Genomic DNA, 18,823 nt, shown 5'->3' on the forward strand with positions numbered 1-18,823 from the left:
GAGGGACGTCGATCTCGGCCGGGCCGGGCGGCGGAACACTCTCCCCCGCCCGGGGCCGTCTCCCGCTCAGGGCAGCTCCGCCCGCGCAGGGCTGTCGTCGAGGAAACCGCCCGACTGGTGCTGCCACAGCTTCGCGTAGTCGCCGTCCGAGGCGAGCAGTTCTTCGTGGGTGCCCTGCTCGACGATCTGGCCGCGGTCGAGAACGACGAGCAGATCCATGGTGGCGACCGTGCTCAGGCGATGCGCCACCACCAGCGCGGTCCTGCCGTCCATGAGCCGCCACAGCGCTTCCTGGACGAGGATCTCGCTCTCGGAATCCAGGGCACTGGTCGCCTCGTCGAGCAGCAGGATCGGCGCGTCGCGCAGGATCGCGCGGGCGAGGGCGACCCGCTGGCGCTGACCGCCGGACAGCTTGATCCCGCGCTCGCCCACCATGGTGTCGAAGCCGTTCGGCAGCGCGTCGGCGAACTCCGTGACGTGCGCCGCCTCCGCCGCGCGGCGGATCTCGGCGTCGTCGGCGTCCGGCCGGGCGAAGGCGATGTTCTCCCTCAGCGTCCGGTGGAACATCGCCGGATCCTGCGGCACGTAGGCGATCAGACCGCGCAGGTCGGCCTGGCGCAGTCTGCTGATGTCCTGACCGCCGATCAGGATCCGGCCGGCGTCGATGTCGGTCATCCGCAGCAGCAGCCGGGTGAGCGTGGTCTTGCCGCCCCCGGACCGGCCCACGAGGCCGACCTTCGTTCCGGCGGGCACCTCCAGGTCGAGGCCCTCGAACAGCGGTCGGCCACCGGAGTGGGTGAAATGCACCTTCTCGAAGCGGACTTCGGCGGGCGCGGGCAGCAGCGGTTCCGGCGACGGGGGGTCGAGCACGGTGGGCGGTGCCAGCAGCAGCTCGGTGAACTGTGCGGCCTCCGTCATCGAGCTCTCCAGCCGACGGTAGATCTGGTTGAACTCGAACATGATCCGCGTCGCGTTGGAGTAGTAGGTGAACGCGACCACGATCGCCTCCACCCCGTGCCCGCCGCCACCGAGCGTGACCGCGAGCAGCAGGCCCAGTGCGCTGGTCAGCACCGACATCGGTGCGACCAGAGTGTCGATGCGCAGATTGCCGTAGTCCCACGACCGCAGCATGAGCCGCCGTGACTCCGCGACGCGGGAGCGGTGTTCCGCGGCCTCGCCCTCCTCGGCGGCGAACGCCCGCACCGTGTCCATGTTCATCAGGCTGTCGGCGACATGCCCCGACATGCGCGCGATCGCCTCCTCACGCTGGTCCACCAGCGCCTGACGGCGGCGGATGAGGGGCACCACACACAGCGCGGTGACCGCGACCATCGCCAGGAGCCCGATGACCAGCAGCGGGTCGTAGCGCCACAACACCACCGCCCCGAACGCCAGCGGCACGAAGCTGCCGACGATCTGGAACGTCAGCGTGTCGACGAAGTCCTCGTAGCGGGAGGCGAAGCTCAGGACGCGCTTGGTCAGTGATCCGGCGAAGTTGTCGTGGAAGAACGCGGCGTCCTTGGCGAACAGTTCGTCCATCCCGATCACGTACAGGTGCTCCACGCCCAGGGCGTCCAGGCGGTTCAGACAGTGCAGTGCGATGCGCCACAGCCCCTCCGCGAACAGGAGGACACCGACGAATCCCAGGACGTACGGCAGGGTCGAGGCGACCGTGACGTCCTTGTCGCCCGCGATGGCGCCGACGAGCTTGGCGACGATCAGCGGCGCGACGTAGTTGATCCCGATGTTGCCCAACGCCGTCAGCAGCATGGTGGGTACCGTCAGCCACCGCAGCCGGGCCAACTCCTGTCCGTAGTAACGAAGTGCGAGAAGCACAGAGCGTTTGCCCGGCAGAACCCTGCGAGGCTCAGGCGTTCCCATCCCACCCCCTGTGTGACTACGTTCAGTATCGAACCGAATACGCAGTGTCCCGCGACGGTGGCCGCGGAGTCCACGCGTTTTCCGACCCGTGGGCGGCGCACGGGGGAGGTAAGGGGCGGTCGGAGGCGCGACTTTTGACTACCGCAAGTAACGTGATCAACTTTCTCCAGGGTTACCGAGCAGTCACTTCGGTGCCCGATTCCCCACTTCGGCCCCTTCACGCCGTCACCCCGGAGGACCTCCATGTCGACTCAAGGCGATGCCCTGGAGCAGGCACGCACCGACTACGAGCACCACATGCGGACCTGTCGGCAGTGCCATGCCGACACCGTCCCGTGCGCGGTCGCCAAGCACCTGCTGCGCCTGTACAACAACGCCCGAAGAATCAGCGCCCAACGGGACGTCAGGGGTCACTGAAGGTGCCGGCGGCCCACGTCAGATGAGGACCGTCTCCCAGGTGTCCACGGCGTAGTGCACGGCCATCCCGTGACGGGCGTAGAGCGCCGGAGCCCCCGTGGAGTTGGCGGTGTCCACGCCGAGCCCCACCGTGTCGCGTCCTCGCGCGGCGAACGCGGCGAACGCGTGCCGCAGCAGCAGTCCGCCGAGCCCGGAGCCCCGGGCCTCGCGCAAGACGCCGATGCTGCGGATCCAGCCCATGGCCTCACGGTCGTCGCGTGAGATGAGGAACCCGGCGTCCCCCAGGTCCTCCGTGCCGACGATCCACACCAGGGACCAGTCGAGGACGTCCGCGTCGACGTCGTGCAGCCACTGGTCGTAGGTGCGCCGCTGGAAGTCGAAGTGCTCGGCGAAGCTCGACTGGTACAGCGTGTGCACCCGGGCACGGTCGGCCTCGTCGGCGCACGGGCGCAGCCGTACGCCGGGCGGAAGCTCCGGCAGGTGGTCCGCTGCGGCGTCCAGTGGGCGCTGGAGCACGTGATAGCGCCGTACGACGTGCCAGCCCCGCTTCTCGATCAGCCCCGTGTCGAGCGTGGGCTCGGTGTTCAGGTGCAGATGCACCACCGCCCTGGCCGCACCGTTCGCCTGGGCCTTCTCCAGGGAACGGGCCTCCAGGGCGTCGAAGATGAGCTCCCCGGCCCGCTGGTGGTCGGGGAGCACATAGTGGTCGACGTCGACGCGCTCACTTCCCGACTCGTCCCACAACAGGCCGTACGCCACCAGCCGGTCACCGTCGAAGACCAGCCACGAGTCGCGGTCCAGGGCGATGTCGGGCCGCTTCAGATCTGCCTCGACGGTGTGCAGGTCGGTCTCGGGCCGGCCTATCTCGATCCGGTCGATGTCGTTGAGCAGTTCGGTGACGGCGGGCGCGTCGGCCAGGCCGGCCGGACGAAGGGCGTAGGGCATGGGCTCAGGGTCCGGGGGAGGGGAGGACGGCCGCAACGGATTTTCCGCGGCCGCCCGCCCCCCTGCCGACCTGGGCCGTCAGCAGTCGCGCACTCCGGCGATCTTCTCGCCGCCCCGGATGTAGAGGTTGTTCACCCAGGCGATGTCACTGCCGGCGAACTCCTGCACCGCGGTCCACCAGTTGTTCCCCCCGACGGCCGGGTCGTTCACGTACTGCCCCTGTGTCTGGCACACCGCGTCCATCCAGTACTGCGAACGCACCGCGAGCCGCGGCGAGTCGCTCGTCGGCTGGCTGCGCAGATTGACGTCGGTCGCCCAGATGTAGATGTCGGTCAGGCTCGGGTCGCCGTTGTTCGCCGCCGCGACGGCGGGGCCGGCGGCCGTGGGCGCGGCCTCGGCCGTGACGGCGAGGGTGCCGACGGAGAGCGCGGCCGCCGCCAGGACGGTGGCGCAACGACGCAGTGCTGTCTTCATGAGTGTCCCCCGTGTTCGAAAGAGGTCTGTGACTGAGAGGTGGTGCATCGCGAAGGAGCGGCGGCCGTCAGCAGGTCGCCGAGGCGGGCAGGTCGCCGTACTCGTTGCCCTTGAGGTAGACGGCGCTCACATAGCCCTCGACGAGCTTGACCCACACGTTGTTCGTGTAGCCGTGGTCGGTGATCGCCTCGCCGCGCACCCAGCAGTACGCGCCACGCGGCTCGCCCGCCGTGACACTGCCGACCTTGTCGTACGAACGAGCCGGGCCGGAGCGGACGTTGACCGTCTCGTACGGCACGACGGTGAACGGCGCGGCCATGATGCGGGCGCCGCCCTGGCTCGCGTCGGAGGCCGCGACGGCGGTGGCGGCCGTGAGCGGCCCCAGCAGGGCGAGCGCGCCGGCACCGACGAGCGCGGCCCGGGCGAAGGCAAGAGTGGACATGGTGGATCCCCCTGTTCCGGCGGTCACTTGCACGGCACGTGGCCGACGTTCGGAACCCTAGGGAAACGGGCGGTCGAAGGGACCCTGATATGTGTCAGGTACCGCCCGCCGGGCGCGGCCCGTACGGTCCTGACGACGAAAGGTGCCCGACCGGAGAACGGCAACCAAGAGGGCCATCGGCTCGTCCTTGGGATCATGTACACCGCCAGCATCACCGGCCCCTTGGCTGCCTCGTTGCGTCAGCTGCTCGACTTCGCGTGGCTGCAGACCCGGTCCTGCGCCTTCGCCATCGCCCTGATGTCCGGCGTGGCGGCGTCCACCCTGCTCCCCGGCCTCCCCCTCGCCCGCTACGACCTGCTCGTCGTCTACGGCGTGCTGCTGACGCTGCTGTTCTGGCTGCGCGGCTGGGAGAACGGGCGGGACGTCGCCGTCATAGCGGTCTGCCATGTGATCGGCCTGGCCTTCGAGCTGGTGAAGGTGTCCCTCGGCTCATGGAGCTATCCGGAGCCGGCCGTGCTGAAGTTCGCGGGCGTGCCGCTGTACGGGGGTTTCCTGTACGCCGCTGTCGGCAGCTATGTCTGCCGTGCCTGGCACCTGTTCGACCTGGAGCTGGTCCGCTACCGCCCGCGCTCGACGGCCGTGGTCGCCGCGGCCATCTACATCAACTTCTTCAGCCACCACTGGCTACCCGACGCCCGCTGGCTCCTGGCCGGCCTGCTGCTCGCCGTCACGGCCGGCAGCTCGGTGCGGTTCACGGTGCGCGGTGTACGCCGACGTATGCCCCTCGCGCTGTCGTTCGTCCTGATCGGCTTCTTCCTCTGGGTCGCGGAGAACCTCGCCACCTACGTGGGCGCCTGGCGCTACCCGTACCAACTCGACGGCTGGCAGCCCGTGGGAGTGGAGAAGTTCGGCGCCTGGTCCCTGCTGATCAGCGTCACCTTCGTGCTGGCGGCCGTCACCCGGTCACGTCGCACCGGAACCGGGTGACGGCGGGGGCCGAGCCCCCGCCGCCCACCGCTACTCGCTCTTCGGCCCCGCCTGCTGCACGACCTCGAACGACCACAGGGTGGACCCGCTCGCCGCCGGCTTGGGACGCTCGCCGCCGCCCTCGCCACCGCCCTGGTGGGCCGTCTTCATCGGGCCCTCCATCCAGGCCTGGAAGGACTCCTCGTCGCGCCAGCGCGTGTACACGAGGTAGGTGTCGGTGCCCTCGACCGGCCGGAGGAGTTCGAACCACTCGAACCCGTCGGAGCTCTCCACGGCGTGCGCACGCGAGGCGAAGCGCTTCTCCAGCGTCTCGCGCTGCTCGGCCGGCACGGTCAGTACATTGATCTTGACTACGCTCATGGTGCTCATCCTGCCGCACGGCCGCCGGCAGACACGCGGCGGCTCGTGCGAGGAGCGGTCCGGCACCGGTCACCGCCCGGACCGCCCCCCACCCGAGGGTCAGGCCGTGTGCAGGGTCAACCCGTAGCGGCCGAGGATCTCGTTGACGGGCTGGAACCAGGTCTCCCCGCCGCCGGAGCAGTTGCCCCAGCCGCCCGAGGTGACGCCTTGCGCCTGGTCGCCGCTGATGAAGGAGCCTCCGGAGTCACCGGGTTCGGCGCAGACGCTGGTCTTGGTCATCTGGTGCACCGCGCCCTGGCTGTAGTTGACGGTCTCGTTCTTGGCCAGCACGGCGCCGCAGTGCCAGTGCGTGGTGGAGCCGGACCGGCAGATGGAGGTGCCGACGGGTGCCTCGGCCGAGCCCCGCACGAGCCGGTCCGGGATCGTGCCCCAGCCGAGCACGACCGGCACGGTCCACCAGCCGCTGCCGACGTTCACCCAGGCGTAGTCGTTGTCCGGGAACGAGGAGCCCTGGAAATTGCCGATGTAGCTGCCGTCCCAGCCCCGGACGCCGGCGCCCGCCTGCCCGCAGTGCCCGGCGGTGATGAAGCCGCCGTGCACCGAGAAGCCTATGGAGCAGCGGACGTTGCCGGTGTAGTAGGGGTCGCCGCCGACCGTGCCCGCCGCGAAGGTGCTCGGGGCGGCGCCGACCGTCTCGACGGTGACGGGGCCCGTCGCGCGGGCCCGGGAGACGAACTTTCGGACATCGTTGTCAGCACGCTTGTCGCGGACGACGTTCACGACGACGGTGTTGGCCATCGGATCGACGTGCCAGCTGCTCACGCCCGACGGTGCGGAGAGGCGGTCGATGCGGGCCTTGGTCGCGTCGAGCTGCCGCGCGCTGTGGGCCACGGTGCGCACGCTCACTCCGGTGGCGCGGACCTTCCCCACGGTCGCGGGCGGAGCGTCCGAGGTCACGGCCACGGTGAGCCGCTCGCTCTGCGCGTCGAACCAGGAGCCGCCGTAGGTGGAACCGGCCGCCTTGCGTGCCTTCGGTGTGAGGTCCATGGCGGTGCGTTCCGCCGCCAGCCGGGCCTCGGCCCGATCCTTCGACAGGCCGAGGTCGCGCTGCATCGCCTGGAGCAGGCCGGCGGACGCGGGTTCGACCGCCGTGGGGGAGTCGTCCGCCGCGGCCTGTCCGGTGCCGCTCGCGGTCCAGCCGCCGAGGACGAGGAGTGCGGCGAGGCCGGTGTACATGAGTCTGGTGCGTCTCAAGGGAGTTGCCCTTCGTCGTTCCAGCAAGGTGGGGTGGAACAACCGCAATCTGAGAGCGCTCTCATTCAGGGTCGGGCAGAGCATAGCCAGGCCGGCGTGTCAGGTCCATACCAAAGTGATGAAAATGGCGGCACTCCGGGTGCCGCACCGGCGCCCGGAGTGCTCGAAGGGCCGCTCGCCCGTGTTCAGCCGAGGTCGCCGGTCCTGGCCGCCTGCCACAGGTCGACGCCGCCGTCGGTGGCGTACTTGTCGATGTCGGCGAGTTCCTCGTCGGTGAAGTCGAGGTTCTCCAACGCGGCCACGTTCTGCTCGAGCTGCTCGGTGCGCGAGGCACCGATGACCAGGGACGTCACCCGCGGGTCGCGCAGGGCCCAGGCCAGCGCCATCTGGGCGAGGGTCTGCCCGCGCCGGGCGGCGATGTCGTTGAGCGCGCGCAGCCTGCGCAGCATGTCGTCCGACAGCCACGTCTCGTCGAACGACTTGCCCTGCGTGGCGCGCGAGCCCTCGGGCACGCCGTCCAGGTAGCGCCCGGTCAGCAGGCCCTGGGCGAGCGCGGTGAAGCCGATCACCCCGAAGCCCTCCTGCCCGGCGGTGTCGAGCAGGCCCTCGTTCTCGATCCAGCGGTTGAGCATGCTGTACGACGGCTGGTGGATCAGCAGCGGAGTACCCAGCTCACGCAGGATCGCGGCCGCCTGCCGGGAGCGCTCGGCGTCGTACGAGGAGATGCCGACATACAGCGCCTTGCCCTGACGGACGGCGGTGTCGAGCGCGCCCATCGTCTCCTCGAGCGGGGTGGTGGTGTCGAGCCGGTGGGAGTAGAAGATGTCCACGTAGTCCAGGCCCGTCCGCCGCAGCGACTGGTCGAGCGAGGCCAGCACGTACTTGCGGGAGCCACCGCCCTGGCCGTAGGGACCGGGCCACATGTCCCAGCCGGCCTTGGTGGAGACCACCAGCTCGTCCCGGTAGGGCGCGAGGTCCTGCTTCATCAGACGGCCGAAGTTGATCTCCGCCGCGCCGTACGGCGGGCCGTAGTTGTTGGCGAGGTCGTGGTGGGTGATGCCCAGGTCGAAGGCGCGCAGGGCGATCTCGCGCTGCGACTCGAAGGGCTTGTCGTCACCGAAGTTGTGCCAGTACCCCAGGGACAGCACGGGCAGGTCGAGTCCTGAGCGTCCGGTGCGCCGGTATCGCATCGTGCCGTCGTAGCGCTCGGGATCCGCGACGTGGTTCATCGAGTGTTTCTCCGCAGGGTGCAGTCGGGGTGGTTCGGTCCCTGGTGAGGGACGTGCTCACTTTGCTCCCGCACGATTCTGGCGTCCAACGCATCCTTCTCATCGGATTCAGCGACACCGTTTCTGAATGCGGGGCGCGGCTCGTGCTCAGGCTCGTCCCGTGGATGCCATGGGCACGTTGTACCCCTCGACGCCCACGGCCGGACTGCCGGAGACGAGGGCCGAAGCGGGCCAGGACAGCGTCAGGGTCCTGGACTCGCCGGGGAGCGGCCACAGGTAGTTGTCGCTGTACAGCGTCGGCAGCACCCGGTCACCGCTCTCGGCGTCGAGCAGCGCGGCACGCACCATCGCCGCGACCGTAGTGCCCGGTTGCGCAGGCGGACCGTCAGCCCGTGCCGGCTGCCCGAGCGGTCCCTCCCGGTGATCTCCACCGACACCCTGGTCCGCTCGACCTGGTTCAGGGCGCCCATGTCGCCGCGCTCGCGGTACCGCCAGTAGGTGTTCTCGGCCAGCAGCGCGCCGCGCGCGTCGACCTGGGACCGTCAGCTGACAACGTTGCCAAACCCTGCACGGCCGACGTGGGGTCGTCAAGACTGCTGACACGGCGCGATCGGTGTTTCTTTAAATTAGTAATTAATATTGACAGGGTTCCGGCCGCACGCCACAGTCTTCGCCGTGACGCCGAAGGCCCCGGATCCCCGAGCGGCCCGCGTCACACCTCCTCCTGCTCCCCAACCTCCGGGAGAAGCACGTGACTTCACTCGTCCTCGCGACCGCGATCTCCGTGGTCCTGACCGCCTCCGCGACCCCCGCCCACGCCGCGGACACCACCGTGGACCAGGGCGCGCCCGACTACTACGACAGCGGCCTCGCGCCGACGCCCTACATGGGCTGGAACACCTACTACGGGCTCGGCGCGCCCACCGAGAAGGAGGTCCGGGCCGTCGCCGACAGGCTCGTCAGCAGCGGACTGCGCGACAGCGGCTACGACATCGTGTGGCTGGACGGCGGCTGGCAGGCCGACAACCCCCGTGACGCACAGGGGCGGCTGACGGCCCACCCCGGCCGCTTCCCCTCCGGCATTCCGGCCCTGGTCTCCTATCTGCATCGACGTGGGCTGAAGGCCGGTATCTACACCGACGCCGGCACCTACGACGGCGGTAAGACCTGCGGGCTCGGGAGCCGCGGCCACTACACCGAGGACGCCCGGCAGTTCGCCGACTGGAAGGTCGACGCCATCAAGGTCGACTTCCTGTGCGGCATCGGCGCCAAGCTCGATCCGGGGCCCGCGTTCAAGGAGTTCAGCGACGCCGTAGCCAAGTCCGGGCGCAAGATGTTGCTGAACCTGTGCAACCCGCTCACCGACGACTGGGGCCTGCCGCACACGCCCGAGCAGGACGCGCACAACACCTACGCCTACGCACCGACGATCGCGGACTCATGGCGCACCGGCACGGACATCGCCTGGGGCACGCCCAGTCCGGGTCAGTGGCCCAACGTGCTGCGCAACATGGACGCCAACGCCTGGCACCCCGAGGCGCAGGGGCCCGGCCACTACAACGACCCGGACTACCTCATCCCGATGCGCCGCATGGCCGACGGTTCCCTGGAGCTGACCGAGGAGGAGTCGACCACCCAGTTCGTGATGTGGGCCGAGATGGGCTCGCCGCTCGTCCTCGGCTCCGATCCCCGCACCCTGTCCGCGTCGATGATCAGGACACTGCGCAACCCGGAGATCATCGCCGTGAACCAGGACCCGCTCGCGGTCCAGGGCGTCCGGGTCGCCACCGACTCCGCGGGCGACGTCTACGGCAAGGTCCTGTCGGGGCAGGGCCGACGGTCGGTCGTCCTGCTCAACCGCTCCGACCGGCCGGTACAGCGCACCGTGAGCTTCACCGACGTCGCGCTGGGCGGGCCGGTCAAGGTCCGCGACCTGCGGGTCCGCACCGACCGCGGCACGCACACGGGGTCGTACACCGTCGAGGTCCCCGCTCACGGCACCGCGTTCCTGAAGCTCACCGGCGAGGACGCCCTGCCGGGCGCGAGCCTGGGTGAGCGGGCCAGTGCCAGCCCGGCCGTTGTGCGCTCCGGCGACACGCTGACCACGTTCTTCCGTGGACCGGGCGGCAACCTCGTTCAGAACGCCGCGGCCGCGGCGGGCGAATCCCGTACGAGGGACCTCGGTGGCCCGGTCAGGGGCGGAATCCTCGGCCAGCCGGCCGCCTACGCCTCCGAGGGCGGCCGTATCGACGTGTTCGTGCGCGGTGCCGACTCCCGGGTGTACCGGCGGGTGTTCGCCGGCGGACGGTGGGGCGACTGGCAGGGCCTGGGCGGGCAGGTGACCGACGCGCCGTCGGTGGCGTTCACCGACTCCGCGCACTGGACGCTCGTCGCGCGCGGGTCGGACGGGCGGATCGTGCGGCGCGGGCCGTCCACCGGATGGTCGTCGCTGGATGCGCCCGGTGACCGGCCGACGTACGGCAGGCCATCCGCCGTCGTCGACGCGCAGGGGCGCGTTCATGTCGCCGTGCGCACCTCGGCGGACGACGTGTGGACGCGGGCACAGGACGCCTCGGGGGAGTGGTCGGGGTGGAGCTCGCTCGGCGGCACCGTGAGCGGCAGTCCGACGCTCGTCGCCGTGGGGGACGCCGTGGTGCTGTACGCGCGGGCCGGTGACTACACGCTCTGGCAGCAGCGCTACGAAGGCGGCGCCTGGCAGGGCTGGACGAAGCGGCAGGAGTTCCCGAGCGCCGCCTTCGAGGGTGCTCTCGGGGCGGTCGCGGGGGAGGGCGGTGCGGTGGACGTCGTGTTCCGCGGGGTCGACGGGGACGTCCATCGGACCCAGTTCAAATAAATTAGTAATTAATCTTGACGTGGCGTGAGCGCCACGCGAACCTGGATCCGCCGCGCGGACCCACAGGGAGCCCTCCATGACGAACCCTCAACCCAGCCGACGGCGCTTCCTCGCCGGACTCGGCGCAGCGGGGACGACCGCGCTGCTCAGCGGCTGTGTCACCTCGACCTCCTCCGCGAAGTCCTCCTCCGGGGGCGCGGTCACCCTCCAGTCCAACCTGTCCGCCCCGCAGGCCAAGGCGGCGATGCAGGACGTGGTCGCCGCCTACGGCAAGAAGGGCGGAGTCAGCCTCAACACGGTCGCCGCGGAGACCTTCCGCACCCAACTGCCGACGTATCTCACCTCCGCCAACCCGCCGGACGTCTACACCTGGTACCCCGGCTCGGTGGCGGACGCCTACGCCAAGAAGGACCTGCTGCTCGACCTCGACGAGCTCTGGGGCGGGCCCGAACTCAAGGGCTACTCCAAGGCACTGCAGACATTGTGCACCTCGAGCTCCGGCAAGAAGGTCTTCGTCCCGGCCACCTACTACTGGTGGGGCATGTTCTACCGGAAGTCCAACTTCGCCAAGTGGGGCGTGAGCGAGCCGAAGAGCTGGGACGACTTCCTCGACCTGTGCGACAAGCTCAAGAGCAAGGGCGTCCCCCCGATCGGACTGGGCGCCGGCGGCAACACCGCCTGGGTCGCCTCCGCCTGGTTCGACTACCTCGACATCCGCATCAACGGCGCCGAGTACCACCGCGAACTGCTCGCCGGAAAGCACCGCTTCGACGACCCCGAGGTCCGCAAGGTTTTCGACCGCTGGCAGGAGGTGCTGCCCTACTTCGACCCGAACGGCGCGGCCGGCGCCTTCCAGGACGCCACGACCGCCCTGCTCAACGGCCGCAGCGGCATGATGCTGATCGGTACCTTCTTCGCCGACGCCGCCCCCAGGGACGCCCTCGACGACATCGACTTCTTCCGCTTCCCGGTCATCGATCCGAAGGTGCCGCTCGCCGAGGAGGCCCCCACCGACGGCTACTTCGCGAGCGCCCGCACCGGACGCCGCGAGGGCGTGCTCGACCTGCTGGGCTACCTCGCCACGGCCGAGTCGCAGGAGACGTACATCAAGGGATCGTCCGGCACCGTCCTGCCCTGCCACCCCGACGCCAAGGACTCCGGGACGCCGCTGGTCAAGAAGGGCCGCAAGCACATCGAGGAGGCCGCGGAGATCACCCAGTTCTTCAACCGCGACTCCAGCGACGCCCTGCAGCCCACCGCCGACACCGCGCTGACCAAGTTCCTCGCCAAGCCCAAGGAGATCGGCTCCATCCTCACCGACTGGCAGCGCGACGCCGAGAAGATCTGGAAGGCCTGACATGGCCGTCCTGACCGCCCCCCACCGCAAGCCCCCGGTCCCGGCGCCGTCCCGTGGCGGCCGGGCCCGGGGCCCCCGGCGCACATCACCGATCGTGCTCGCCTTCGTCCTGGTCCCGCTGCTCGCCGAGGCGGTGTGGGTGTTCTGGCCCGCGCTGCAGGGCTTCTACCTCGCCCTGACCAGCTGGGACGGAGTGTCGGCGCCGAGGTTCGTCGGCCTGGACAACTTCCGGGAGATGGCGGGCGACGAGATCTTCCGCGGCGCGGTCGGGCACACCGTGCTGTGGCTGGTGCTGTTCGGCGGCCTGTCCGCGCTGCTGGGCCTCGCCGCGGCCCTGCTGCTCCAGCAGGAGCGGCGCGGTGTCGGCTTCTACCGCGCCGCCCTCTTCCTGCCCGTCGTGTTCTCCCTGGTCGCCACCGCCCTGGTCTGGCAGGCCATCTACCAGCCCGACGGCGTCCTCAACCAACTCCTGGAATCCGTCGGCCTGGGCAGCCTGCGGCACGCCTGGCTCGCCGACCAGGACACCGCCCTGTACGCGGTCATCGTCCCCGCGCTGTGGCGGCAGATCGGCTATGTGATGGTCCTCTACCTCGCCGGCCTCAAGGGCATCGACCCCGCCCTGTTCGAGGCCGCCAAGGTCGACGGCGCGACCGCCTGGCAGCGCTTCCGCCACGTCACCCTGCCTCAACTCCGCAGCGTCAACGCGGTCGTTCTGTCCGTCATCATCATCGACTCGCTGCGCTCCTTCGACGTCGTGTGGTCGCTGACCCGCGGCGGCCCCTACCACTCGTCCGAACTGCTGAGCACCTACATGTACTCGACCGCCTTCCAGTCCCTGCGGCTCGGCTACGGCTCCGCGCTCGCCGTCGTCATCTTCCTGCTGGCCTTCGGCGTCATCGCCTCCTACCTCGTGCGCGCCTTCCGGGAGGCCGACTGATGTCCGCCAACTCCACGGCGGTGCGCCGCAAGCGGGCCGCGACCGCCGGATTCCATCTGAGCGCCGGCGCCCTGGCCCTCCTGTGGCTGCTGCCCATCGCTCTGGTCCTGGTCAGCAGCCTGCGCTCCTTCGACGACATCGCCGCCAACGGCCTCGGCAGCTGGCCCCGCTCCTTCACCCTCGACAACTTCCGTCTTGCCTGGGTCTACGGCGGCCAGCAGCGCGCCCTGATCAACAGCCTGATCGTCACCGTCCCGTGCGTGCTGGTGACCCTGGCCCTGGCGGCCATGGCCGCGTTCGCCCTCAGCCGCTACGAACTGCCGCTGCGCCGCTCCCTGCTGCTGCTCATGCTCGGCGGCAACCTGCTCCCGCCGCAGATCCTGCTCATCCCCGTCTCCAAGCTGAGCGAGCTGATGGGTGTCTACGACACCCTGCCCGCCCTGATCGGCGTGCAGATCGGATTCGGCGTCGGCTTCTACGTCTTCGTCCTGCACGGCTTCATGCGGTCCATCCCGGCCGAGATCCAGCAGGCGGCCGTCGTGGACGGTGCCGGGCCCTGGCAGATCTTCTGGCGGATCATCCTGCCGCTGACCCGGCCCGCGCTCGCCGCGCTGAGCGCCCTGTCGTTCACCTGGATCTTCAACGACCTGCTGTGGGCGATCACCGTGCTGCGCAGCGACACCAAGATGCCCATCACCGCGGCCCTCATCGGCCTCCAGGGCCAGTACGTGTCCATGTGGAACGTGATCGCCGCCGGCTCCGTCATCGCCGCCGCCCCCACCGTCGCCGTATTCCTGCGCTTCCAGCGCCACTTCGTGGCCGGACTGAACCTCGGAGCGGTCAAGTGACGTCGGGCCGGCGCTGGATCCTGCGCACCGAACACACCAGTTACGCCGTACGCCTGTCCCCGGACGGCCCCTGGGCCGAACTGGACGCCTGGGGACCGCACGGTGTCGAGACCGGGCCCTCGGCGCTCGACTGGTCCCACCGCACCCACTTCGTCACGCCCGCCGACGCCGCGCCCGCCGAGTATCTGCCGTACGGACTCAGGCCGTTCACCGGCGCCGATCTCGTGGCCTCGCGTCCGGACGGTGAGCGGGGTGTGTGGTGGGAGTTCGAGGGGGCCGAGGAGGGCGAGGGCACGCTGCGGCTCGCGTTCGCCGACGAGGTCATGGGGCTCCGTACGGTCCTGTGCTACGAGGCCGTGCCGGGCACCGACGTGATCCTGCGCTGGACCGAGCACACCGCCTCGCGAGAGCTGCGCCTGGAGCGCCTCGACTCGGCCGCGGTGAACGTCCCCGTCACCGCCGGGGCCCGCCTCACCTACCTCTCCGGCCAGTGGTCGCAGGAGTTCCAGCGCACCCGGCTCACCCTCACCAGAGGGACGTTCACCATGGGCAGCACCCAGGGCGTCCCCGGCCATGCCTACGCTCCCTGGCTCGCCGTGCAGGACGGCACGTCGGACGAGGCCCCCGCCTACGGTGTGGCCCTGGAGTGGCCCGGCAACTGGCACATCACGGCCGAGGCCGAGCCCGGCGGCGCGGTACGGGTGCGTGCCGGGCGGGTGCCGCACGAGGGCGCGGTGGTCCTCGCCCCCGGCGTCACCCTGAGCACGCCCAGGCTGGCCTGCGCGATGAGCCCGGAAGGGCTCGACGGGCTGTCCCGCGTCTGGCACCGCTACGACCGCCACCTCGCCGGCGACCGCCTGCGGCGTACCCGCAAGGTCCTCTACAACTCCTGGGAGGCCACCGGCTTCGACGTCGACGCGTCCGGCCAGCTGGAGCTGGCGAAGGCGGCGGCGGACATCGGCGCCGAACTGTTCGTGGTGGACGACGGCTGGTTCACCGGCCGCCCCGACGACACCGGCGGACTCGGCGACTGGTACCCCGACCCGGCGGCCTTCCCGCAGGGCTTCGACCGGTTCGTCGAGGACGTACGCGGTCTGGGCCTGGACTTCGGGCTGTGGGTCGAACCCGAGGCGGTCAGCCCCGGCAGCCGCCTCCACGCCGAACACCCCGACTGGGTCTACCGCGTCGACGACCGGCCCGCCCGGCTGGTCCGCAACCAGCTCCTGCTCGACCTCGGCCGCACCGACGTCCAGGACTTCGTGATCGGCACCCTGGAACGGCTGCTCGGCACCTACGACATCGGCTACCTGAAGTGGGACATGAACCGGCCGCCCACCGAACGCGGCCGCCCCGGTGCCGGCCGCGTCGACCTGGACGCCGAGCACGTCGCCGGATACCTGCGGGTGCTGGACCACCTGCGCGCCGCCCACCCGGACGTCACCGTCGAAGGCTGCGCGGGCGGCGGCGCCCGCATCGACCACGCGACGCTGGCCCGCACCGACGTCGTCTGGCCCAGCGACAACACCGCCCCGCTGGACCGGCTGACCGTCCAGCACGGCTTCCTGCACGCCCACGCACCGCACGTCATGAGTTCCTGGGTCACCGACGCGCCGGGCATCTTCGACCCGCGCCCGCGCAGCCTCGCGTTCCGCTTCGTGAACGCCATGTGCGGAGTGCTGGGCATCGGGGCCGACCTGCGGGCCTGGACGCCGGAGCAGCGGGCCGAGGCAGCTCGGTGGATCGCCCGCTACAAGGAGGTGCGGGACGTCATCCACCATGGAGAGGCCCGGCTCCTGGGCGCTCCGGACGACACGACCTGCGGTGTGCAGTACGACGCCGGCGACCGCACGGTCGTCGCCGCGCTGAGCACCGGGCGCCTCGACGGCGCCCCGCTCGTGCCCGGACGGCCCGACCGGCTCCGGCTGCGGGCACTGGACCCGGCGGCGCGCTACCGGGACACGGCGACCGGGACGACGTACAGCGGAGCCCATCTGCTGCACTACGGGCTGCCGTTCGCCTGGAGTCGCGATCATGATGCCGAACTGGTGGTGCTGACACACCGGTGAGCCGCATATGTTTCCCGGACGGTCTGCCCCCGCTCACGACGGACGCTCACGAAGGAGTCGACCCCACGATGGACCGCTTCACCGGCCGCACGGCCGTGGTCACCGGCGCGGCCTCCGGCATCGGCGCCGCCACCGCCGTACGGCTGGCCGAGGAGGGAGCCGCCGTCGTCCTCGCCGACGTGGCGGAGGAACGCGGCGCGGCGGTGGCCGAACGGATCGCGAAGGACGGCGGCCGGGCCCGGTTCGTACGGGCCGACGTGGCGGCGGAGGACGACTGGGACCGGATCGTGGCCGCCGCCCGTGACTTCGGACCCGTGGACGTCCTCGTCAGCAACGCCTACACCGTCGATGTGGCGCCGGTCCACGAGACGACCCTGGAGTCGTGGCAGCGGCAGCTCTCCGTGAACCTCACCGCGAGCTTCCTCGGCTTCCGGGCGGTGCTGCCCGATCTGCGGGCCCGGCGGGGAGCGGTGGTGCTGACGTCGTCCGTCCACGCGCGCATCGGCATTCCCGGACACCCCGCCTACGCCGCCGCCAAGGGCGCCCTGCTCTCCCTGTGCGGCCAGCTCGCCGTCGAGTACGGGCCCGAGGTACGCGTCAACGCCGTCCTGCCGGGCCCCATCCTCACCGCCGCCTGGGACAGGGTGCCGCCCGAGGACCGCGAGCGCAGCGTCGCCGAGACGGCCGCCCGTCGCTTCGGCACCCCCGAGGAGGTGGCCGCGGCCATCGCCTTCCTGAGCGCCGGCGATGCCTCCTTCATCACCGGCACGAGTCTCGTCGTGGACGGCGGCTGGAGCGTCGTGAAGGCCTCCGCATGACCGCCGTCGTCCCCACTCCTCAGCAGAAAGGCTGTACGACATGACGCCCTACGCCCGCCGCGGCGTGCACGGCCAGACCGTGGAGGCCCTCGCCCGCCGCATCCTGGGCGGTCGGATCCCCGAGGGCGCCACGCTCGACCTGGTGGCGCTCCAGAGCGAGCTGGACGTCAGTCTCACCGCCCTGCGCGAGTCCCTGAAGGTGCTCGCTGCCAAGGGGATGGTGGACGCCCGCCAGAAACGGGGCACCTTCGTCAGGGCCCGCGCCGACTGGAACCTGCTCGACGCCGATGTGCTGCGCTGGCAGTTCGAGGGCGCCGACCAGGCCAGCGACGCCGACCGGAAGCTGCTGCGCAATCTCTCCGAAGTGCGCGCCATCGTCGAACCGGCCGCCGTACGGCTGGCCGCCGAGCGCCGCACCGACGCCGACCTGACGGCCCTGGAAGCGGCCCTGGAGGCCATGGGCGAGCAGGACGCCGGCCCGGGGCAGGCAGTGGAGGCCGACCTCGCCTTCCACCGTGCCCTGCTCACCGCCACCCACAACGAACTGCTCGAACGCATGGAGATGGTCATCGAGCCGGGCCTCGCCCACCGCGACCGCATCGTGCACAGCCACCCCCACAGCGAGGACCCCGTACCGGCCCACCGCGCCGTCCTGGACGCCGTACGCGACCAGGACCCGGGAGCCGCGGAGACGGCGATGCGGGCCCTGCTCCTCCAGGCCGGGCGCGACCTGGACCGGATCGACCGCTCCGACGACGCGGTCTCCGACGATGCGGGCTCCGACGGCAGGAAAGGCACGGGCGGCAAGTGAAGATCACTCGCGTAGAAACCTTCCTGGTCCCGCCGCGCTGGCTGTTCTGCCGCATCGAGACCGACGACGGCGTGGTCGGCTGGGGCGAACCCGTCGTCGAGGGCAGGGCCGAGGTGGTCCGCGCAGCCGTGGACGTCCTGGCCGAATACCTCGTCGGACAGGACCCGCTGCGCATCCAGGACCACTGGCAGGTGCTCACCAAGGGCGGCTTCTACCGCGGCGGCCCCATCCTCTCCAGCGCCGTCGCCGGGATCGACCAGGCTCTGTGGGACATCGCCGGCAAGACCTACGGCGCCCCCGTGCACGCCCTGCTGGGCGGACCGGTGCGCGAACGCGTCCGCGTCTACGCCTGGGTCGGCGGCGACGAGCCCGCCGAGCTCACCGAACAGATCACCGCCCAGGTCGAGGCCGGTTTCACCGCCGTCAAGATGAACGCGGCGGGCGCCACCTCGCCGATCACCACCGCGGCCGAGACGGCGGCCGTCGTCGCCCGCGTGGCCGCCGCACGCGACGTCCTCGGCCCGGACCGAGATGTCGCCGTCGACTTCCACGGCCGCCTCACCGCGGCGAGCGCCCGCCGGGTGCTCGCCGAACTCGCCCCCCTGCACCCGCTGTTCGTGGAGGAACCCGTCGTCCCCGAACACGGCCACCTGCTGCCCGGCCTGGTCGAAGCGACCCCGATCCCGCTCGCCACCGGCGAACGCCTCTACTCACGCGGCGACTTCCTGCCCGCCCTCACCGCCGGCATCGCCGTCGCCCAGCCCGACCTGTCCCACGCCGGCGGCATCTCCGAGGTCCACCGCATCGCCTCCCTCGCCGACACCTACGGTGCCCAACTCGCCCCGCACTGCCCGCTCGGCCCGATCGCCCTGGCCGCCAGCCTCCAAGTCGCCTTCGCGACCCCCAACTTCCTGATCCAGGAACAGAGCCGCGGCATCCACTACAACAAGGAAGCCGACCTGCTGTCCTACCTCGCCGACCCCGCCCCGTTCCGCTTCGTGGACGGCCACGCGCCGCGAAACGAGGCCCCTGGCCTCGGCATCACCATCGACGAGACGGCCGTACGCGCGGCCGACCGTGCCGGACACGCCTGGCGCAACCCCGTCTGGCGGCACCCCGACGACTCCTTCGCCGAGTGGTGAC

At 70.8% G+C, this 18,823-nt stretch carries 18 protein-coding genes; 10 read left to right on the plus strand and 8 right to left on the minus strand.

Features of this window, described 5'->3' with window-relative positions; all coding sequences use genetic code 11:
• Nucleotides 1–66: 66 nt before the first annotated feature.
• On the minus strand, nucleotides 67–1,881 hold the full coding sequence (locus ACFQ6S_RS04390) for an ABC transporter ATP-binding protein (protein WP_383403273.1): 1,815 nt from the start codon (nucleotides 1,879–1,881) through the stop codon (nucleotides 67–69).
• A gap of 243 nt (nucleotides 1,882–2,124) precedes the next feature.
• Between ACFQ6S_RS04390 and ACFQ6S_RS04395 the strand changes: the two genes are divergently transcribed.
• Entirely contained in the window at nucleotides 2,125–2,298 is a 174-nt protein-coding gene (locus ACFQ6S_RS04395) for a hypothetical protein (protein ID WP_383403276.1), read from the plus strand.
• An 18-nt stretch (nucleotides 2,299–2,316) separates the two neighbouring features.
• Here ACFQ6S_RS04395 and ACFQ6S_RS04400 read toward each other — a convergent pair whose 3' ends face one another.
• From ACFQ6S_RS04400 to ACFQ6S_RS04410, 3 genes are all read right to left on the minus strand, one after another.
• Complete coding sequence (locus ACFQ6S_RS04400) at nucleotides 2,317–3,243, minus strand: GNAT family N-acetyltransferase (RefSeq protein ID WP_383403279.1); 927 nt, start codon at nucleotides 3,241–3,243, stop codon at nucleotides 2,317–2,319.
• Between the two features lie 78 nt (nucleotides 3,244–3,321).
• Nucleotides 3,322–3,717, minus strand: a complete 396-nt coding sequence (locus ACFQ6S_RS04405) for a peptidase M23 (RefSeq protein WP_383403282.1) — start codon at nucleotides 3,715–3,717, stop codon at nucleotides 3,322–3,324.
• A 67-nt stretch (nucleotides 3,718–3,784) separates the two neighbouring features.
• Nucleotides 3,785–4,159, minus strand: a complete 375-nt coding sequence (locus tag ACFQ6S_RS04410) for an SH3 domain-containing protein (RefSeq protein WP_383403285.1) — start codon at nucleotides 4,157–4,159, stop codon at nucleotides 3,785–3,787.
• 195 nt (nucleotides 4,160–4,354) lie between these two features.
• On the opposite strand from ACFQ6S_RS04410, the gene ACFQ6S_RS04415 reads away from it, so the two are divergent.
• Complete coding sequence (locus ACFQ6S_RS04415) at nucleotides 4,355–5,146, plus strand: DUF817 domain-containing protein (RefSeq protein WP_383403288.1); 792 nt, start codon at nucleotides 4,355–4,357, stop codon at nucleotides 5,144–5,146.
• A 30-nt stretch (nucleotides 5,147–5,176) separates the two neighbouring features.
• On the opposite strand, the gene ACFQ6S_RS04420 is transcribed toward ACFQ6S_RS04415, so the two are convergent.
• From ACFQ6S_RS04420 to ACFQ6S_RS04435, 4 genes are all read right to left on the minus strand, one after another.
• Nucleotides 5,177–5,506, minus strand: a complete 330-nt coding sequence (locus ACFQ6S_RS04420) for an antibiotic biosynthesis monooxygenase family protein (protein WP_383403291.1) — start codon at nucleotides 5,504–5,506, stop codon at nucleotides 5,177–5,179.
• Between the two features lie 99 nt (nucleotides 5,507–5,605).
• Complete coding sequence (locus tag ACFQ6S_RS04425) at nucleotides 5,606–6,760, minus strand: S1 family peptidase (RefSeq protein ID WP_383403294.1); 1,155 nt, start codon at nucleotides 6,758–6,760, stop codon at nucleotides 5,606–5,608.
• Between the two features lie 185 nt (nucleotides 6,761–6,945).
• Nucleotides 6,946–7,989: an L-glyceraldehyde 3-phosphate reductase gene (gene mgrA, locus ACFQ6S_RS04430; protein ID WP_383403297.1), complete on the minus strand. Its 1,044-nt coding sequence runs from the start codon at nucleotides 7,987–7,989 to the stop codon at nucleotides 6,946–6,948.
• Between the two features lie 147 nt (nucleotides 7,990–8,136).
• Nucleotides 8,137–8,337, minus strand: a complete 201-nt coding sequence (locus ACFQ6S_RS04435; protein WP_383403300.1) for a hypothetical protein — start codon at nucleotides 8,335–8,337, stop codon at nucleotides 8,137–8,139.
• A gap of 403 nt (nucleotides 8,338–8,740) precedes the next feature.
• On the opposite strand from ACFQ6S_RS04435, the gene ACFQ6S_RS04440 reads away from it, so the two are divergent.
• From ACFQ6S_RS04440 to dgoD, 8 genes are all read left to right on the plus strand, one after another.
• Complete coding sequence (locus tag ACFQ6S_RS04440; protein ID WP_383403303.1) at nucleotides 8,741–10,843, plus strand: glycoside hydrolase family 27 protein; 2,103 nt, start codon at nucleotides 8,741–8,743, stop codon at nucleotides 10,841–10,843.
• A 76-nt stretch (nucleotides 10,844–10,919) separates the two neighbouring features.
• On the plus strand, nucleotides 10,920–12,200 hold the full coding sequence (locus tag ACFQ6S_RS04445) for an ABC transporter substrate-binding protein (RefSeq protein WP_383403306.1): 1,281 nt from the start codon (nucleotides 10,920–10,922) through the stop codon (nucleotides 12,198–12,200).
• A 1-nt stretch (nucleotide 12,201) separates the two neighbouring features.
• Nucleotides 12,202–13,137, plus strand: coding sequence for a carbohydrate ABC transporter permease (locus ACFQ6S_RS04450; RefSeq protein ID WP_383403310.1), 936 nt, complete (start codon nucleotides 12,202–12,204; stop codon nucleotides 13,135–13,137).
• A complete protein-coding gene (locus ACFQ6S_RS04455; protein ID WP_383403314.1) occupies nucleotides 13,137–13,985 on the plus strand; it encodes a carbohydrate ABC transporter permease in 849 nt (282 codons plus the stop codon). Before ACFQ6S_RS04450 ends, ACFQ6S_RS04455 begins: the two co-directional genes overlap by 1 nt.
• Nucleotides 13,982–16,051, plus strand: coding sequence for an alpha-galactosidase (locus ACFQ6S_RS04460; protein ID WP_383403317.1), 2,070 nt, complete (start codon nucleotides 13,982–13,984; stop codon nucleotides 16,049–16,051). Before ACFQ6S_RS04455 ends, ACFQ6S_RS04460 begins: the two co-directional genes overlap by 4 nt.
• A gap of 68 nt (nucleotides 16,052–16,119) precedes the next feature.
• Nucleotides 16,120–16,869 (plus strand): SDR family NAD(P)-dependent oxidoreductase, encoded by a 750-nt coding sequence (locus tag ACFQ6S_RS04465; protein ID WP_383403320.1) that lies wholly within the window; start codon nucleotides 16,120–16,122, stop codon nucleotides 16,867–16,869.
• 40 nt (nucleotides 16,870–16,909) lie between these two features.
• Nucleotides 16,910–17,680: a FadR/GntR family transcriptional regulator gene (locus tag ACFQ6S_RS04470; protein WP_383403323.1), complete on the plus strand. Its 771-nt coding sequence runs from the start codon at nucleotides 16,910–16,912 to the stop codon at nucleotides 17,678–17,680.
• Entirely contained in the window at nucleotides 17,677–18,822 is a 1,146-nt protein-coding gene (gene dgoD, locus ACFQ6S_RS04475; RefSeq protein WP_383403326.1) for a galactonate dehydratase, read from the plus strand. The genes ACFQ6S_RS04470 and dgoD overlap by 4 nt, the downstream gene beginning before the upstream one ends.
• Nucleotide 18,823: the final 1 nt, after the last annotated feature.

This window comes from Streptomyces sp. NPDC056479, assembly GCF_042795335.1.
Lineage (GTDB): Bacteria > Actinomycetota > Actinomycetes > Streptomycetales > Streptomycetaceae > Streptomyces.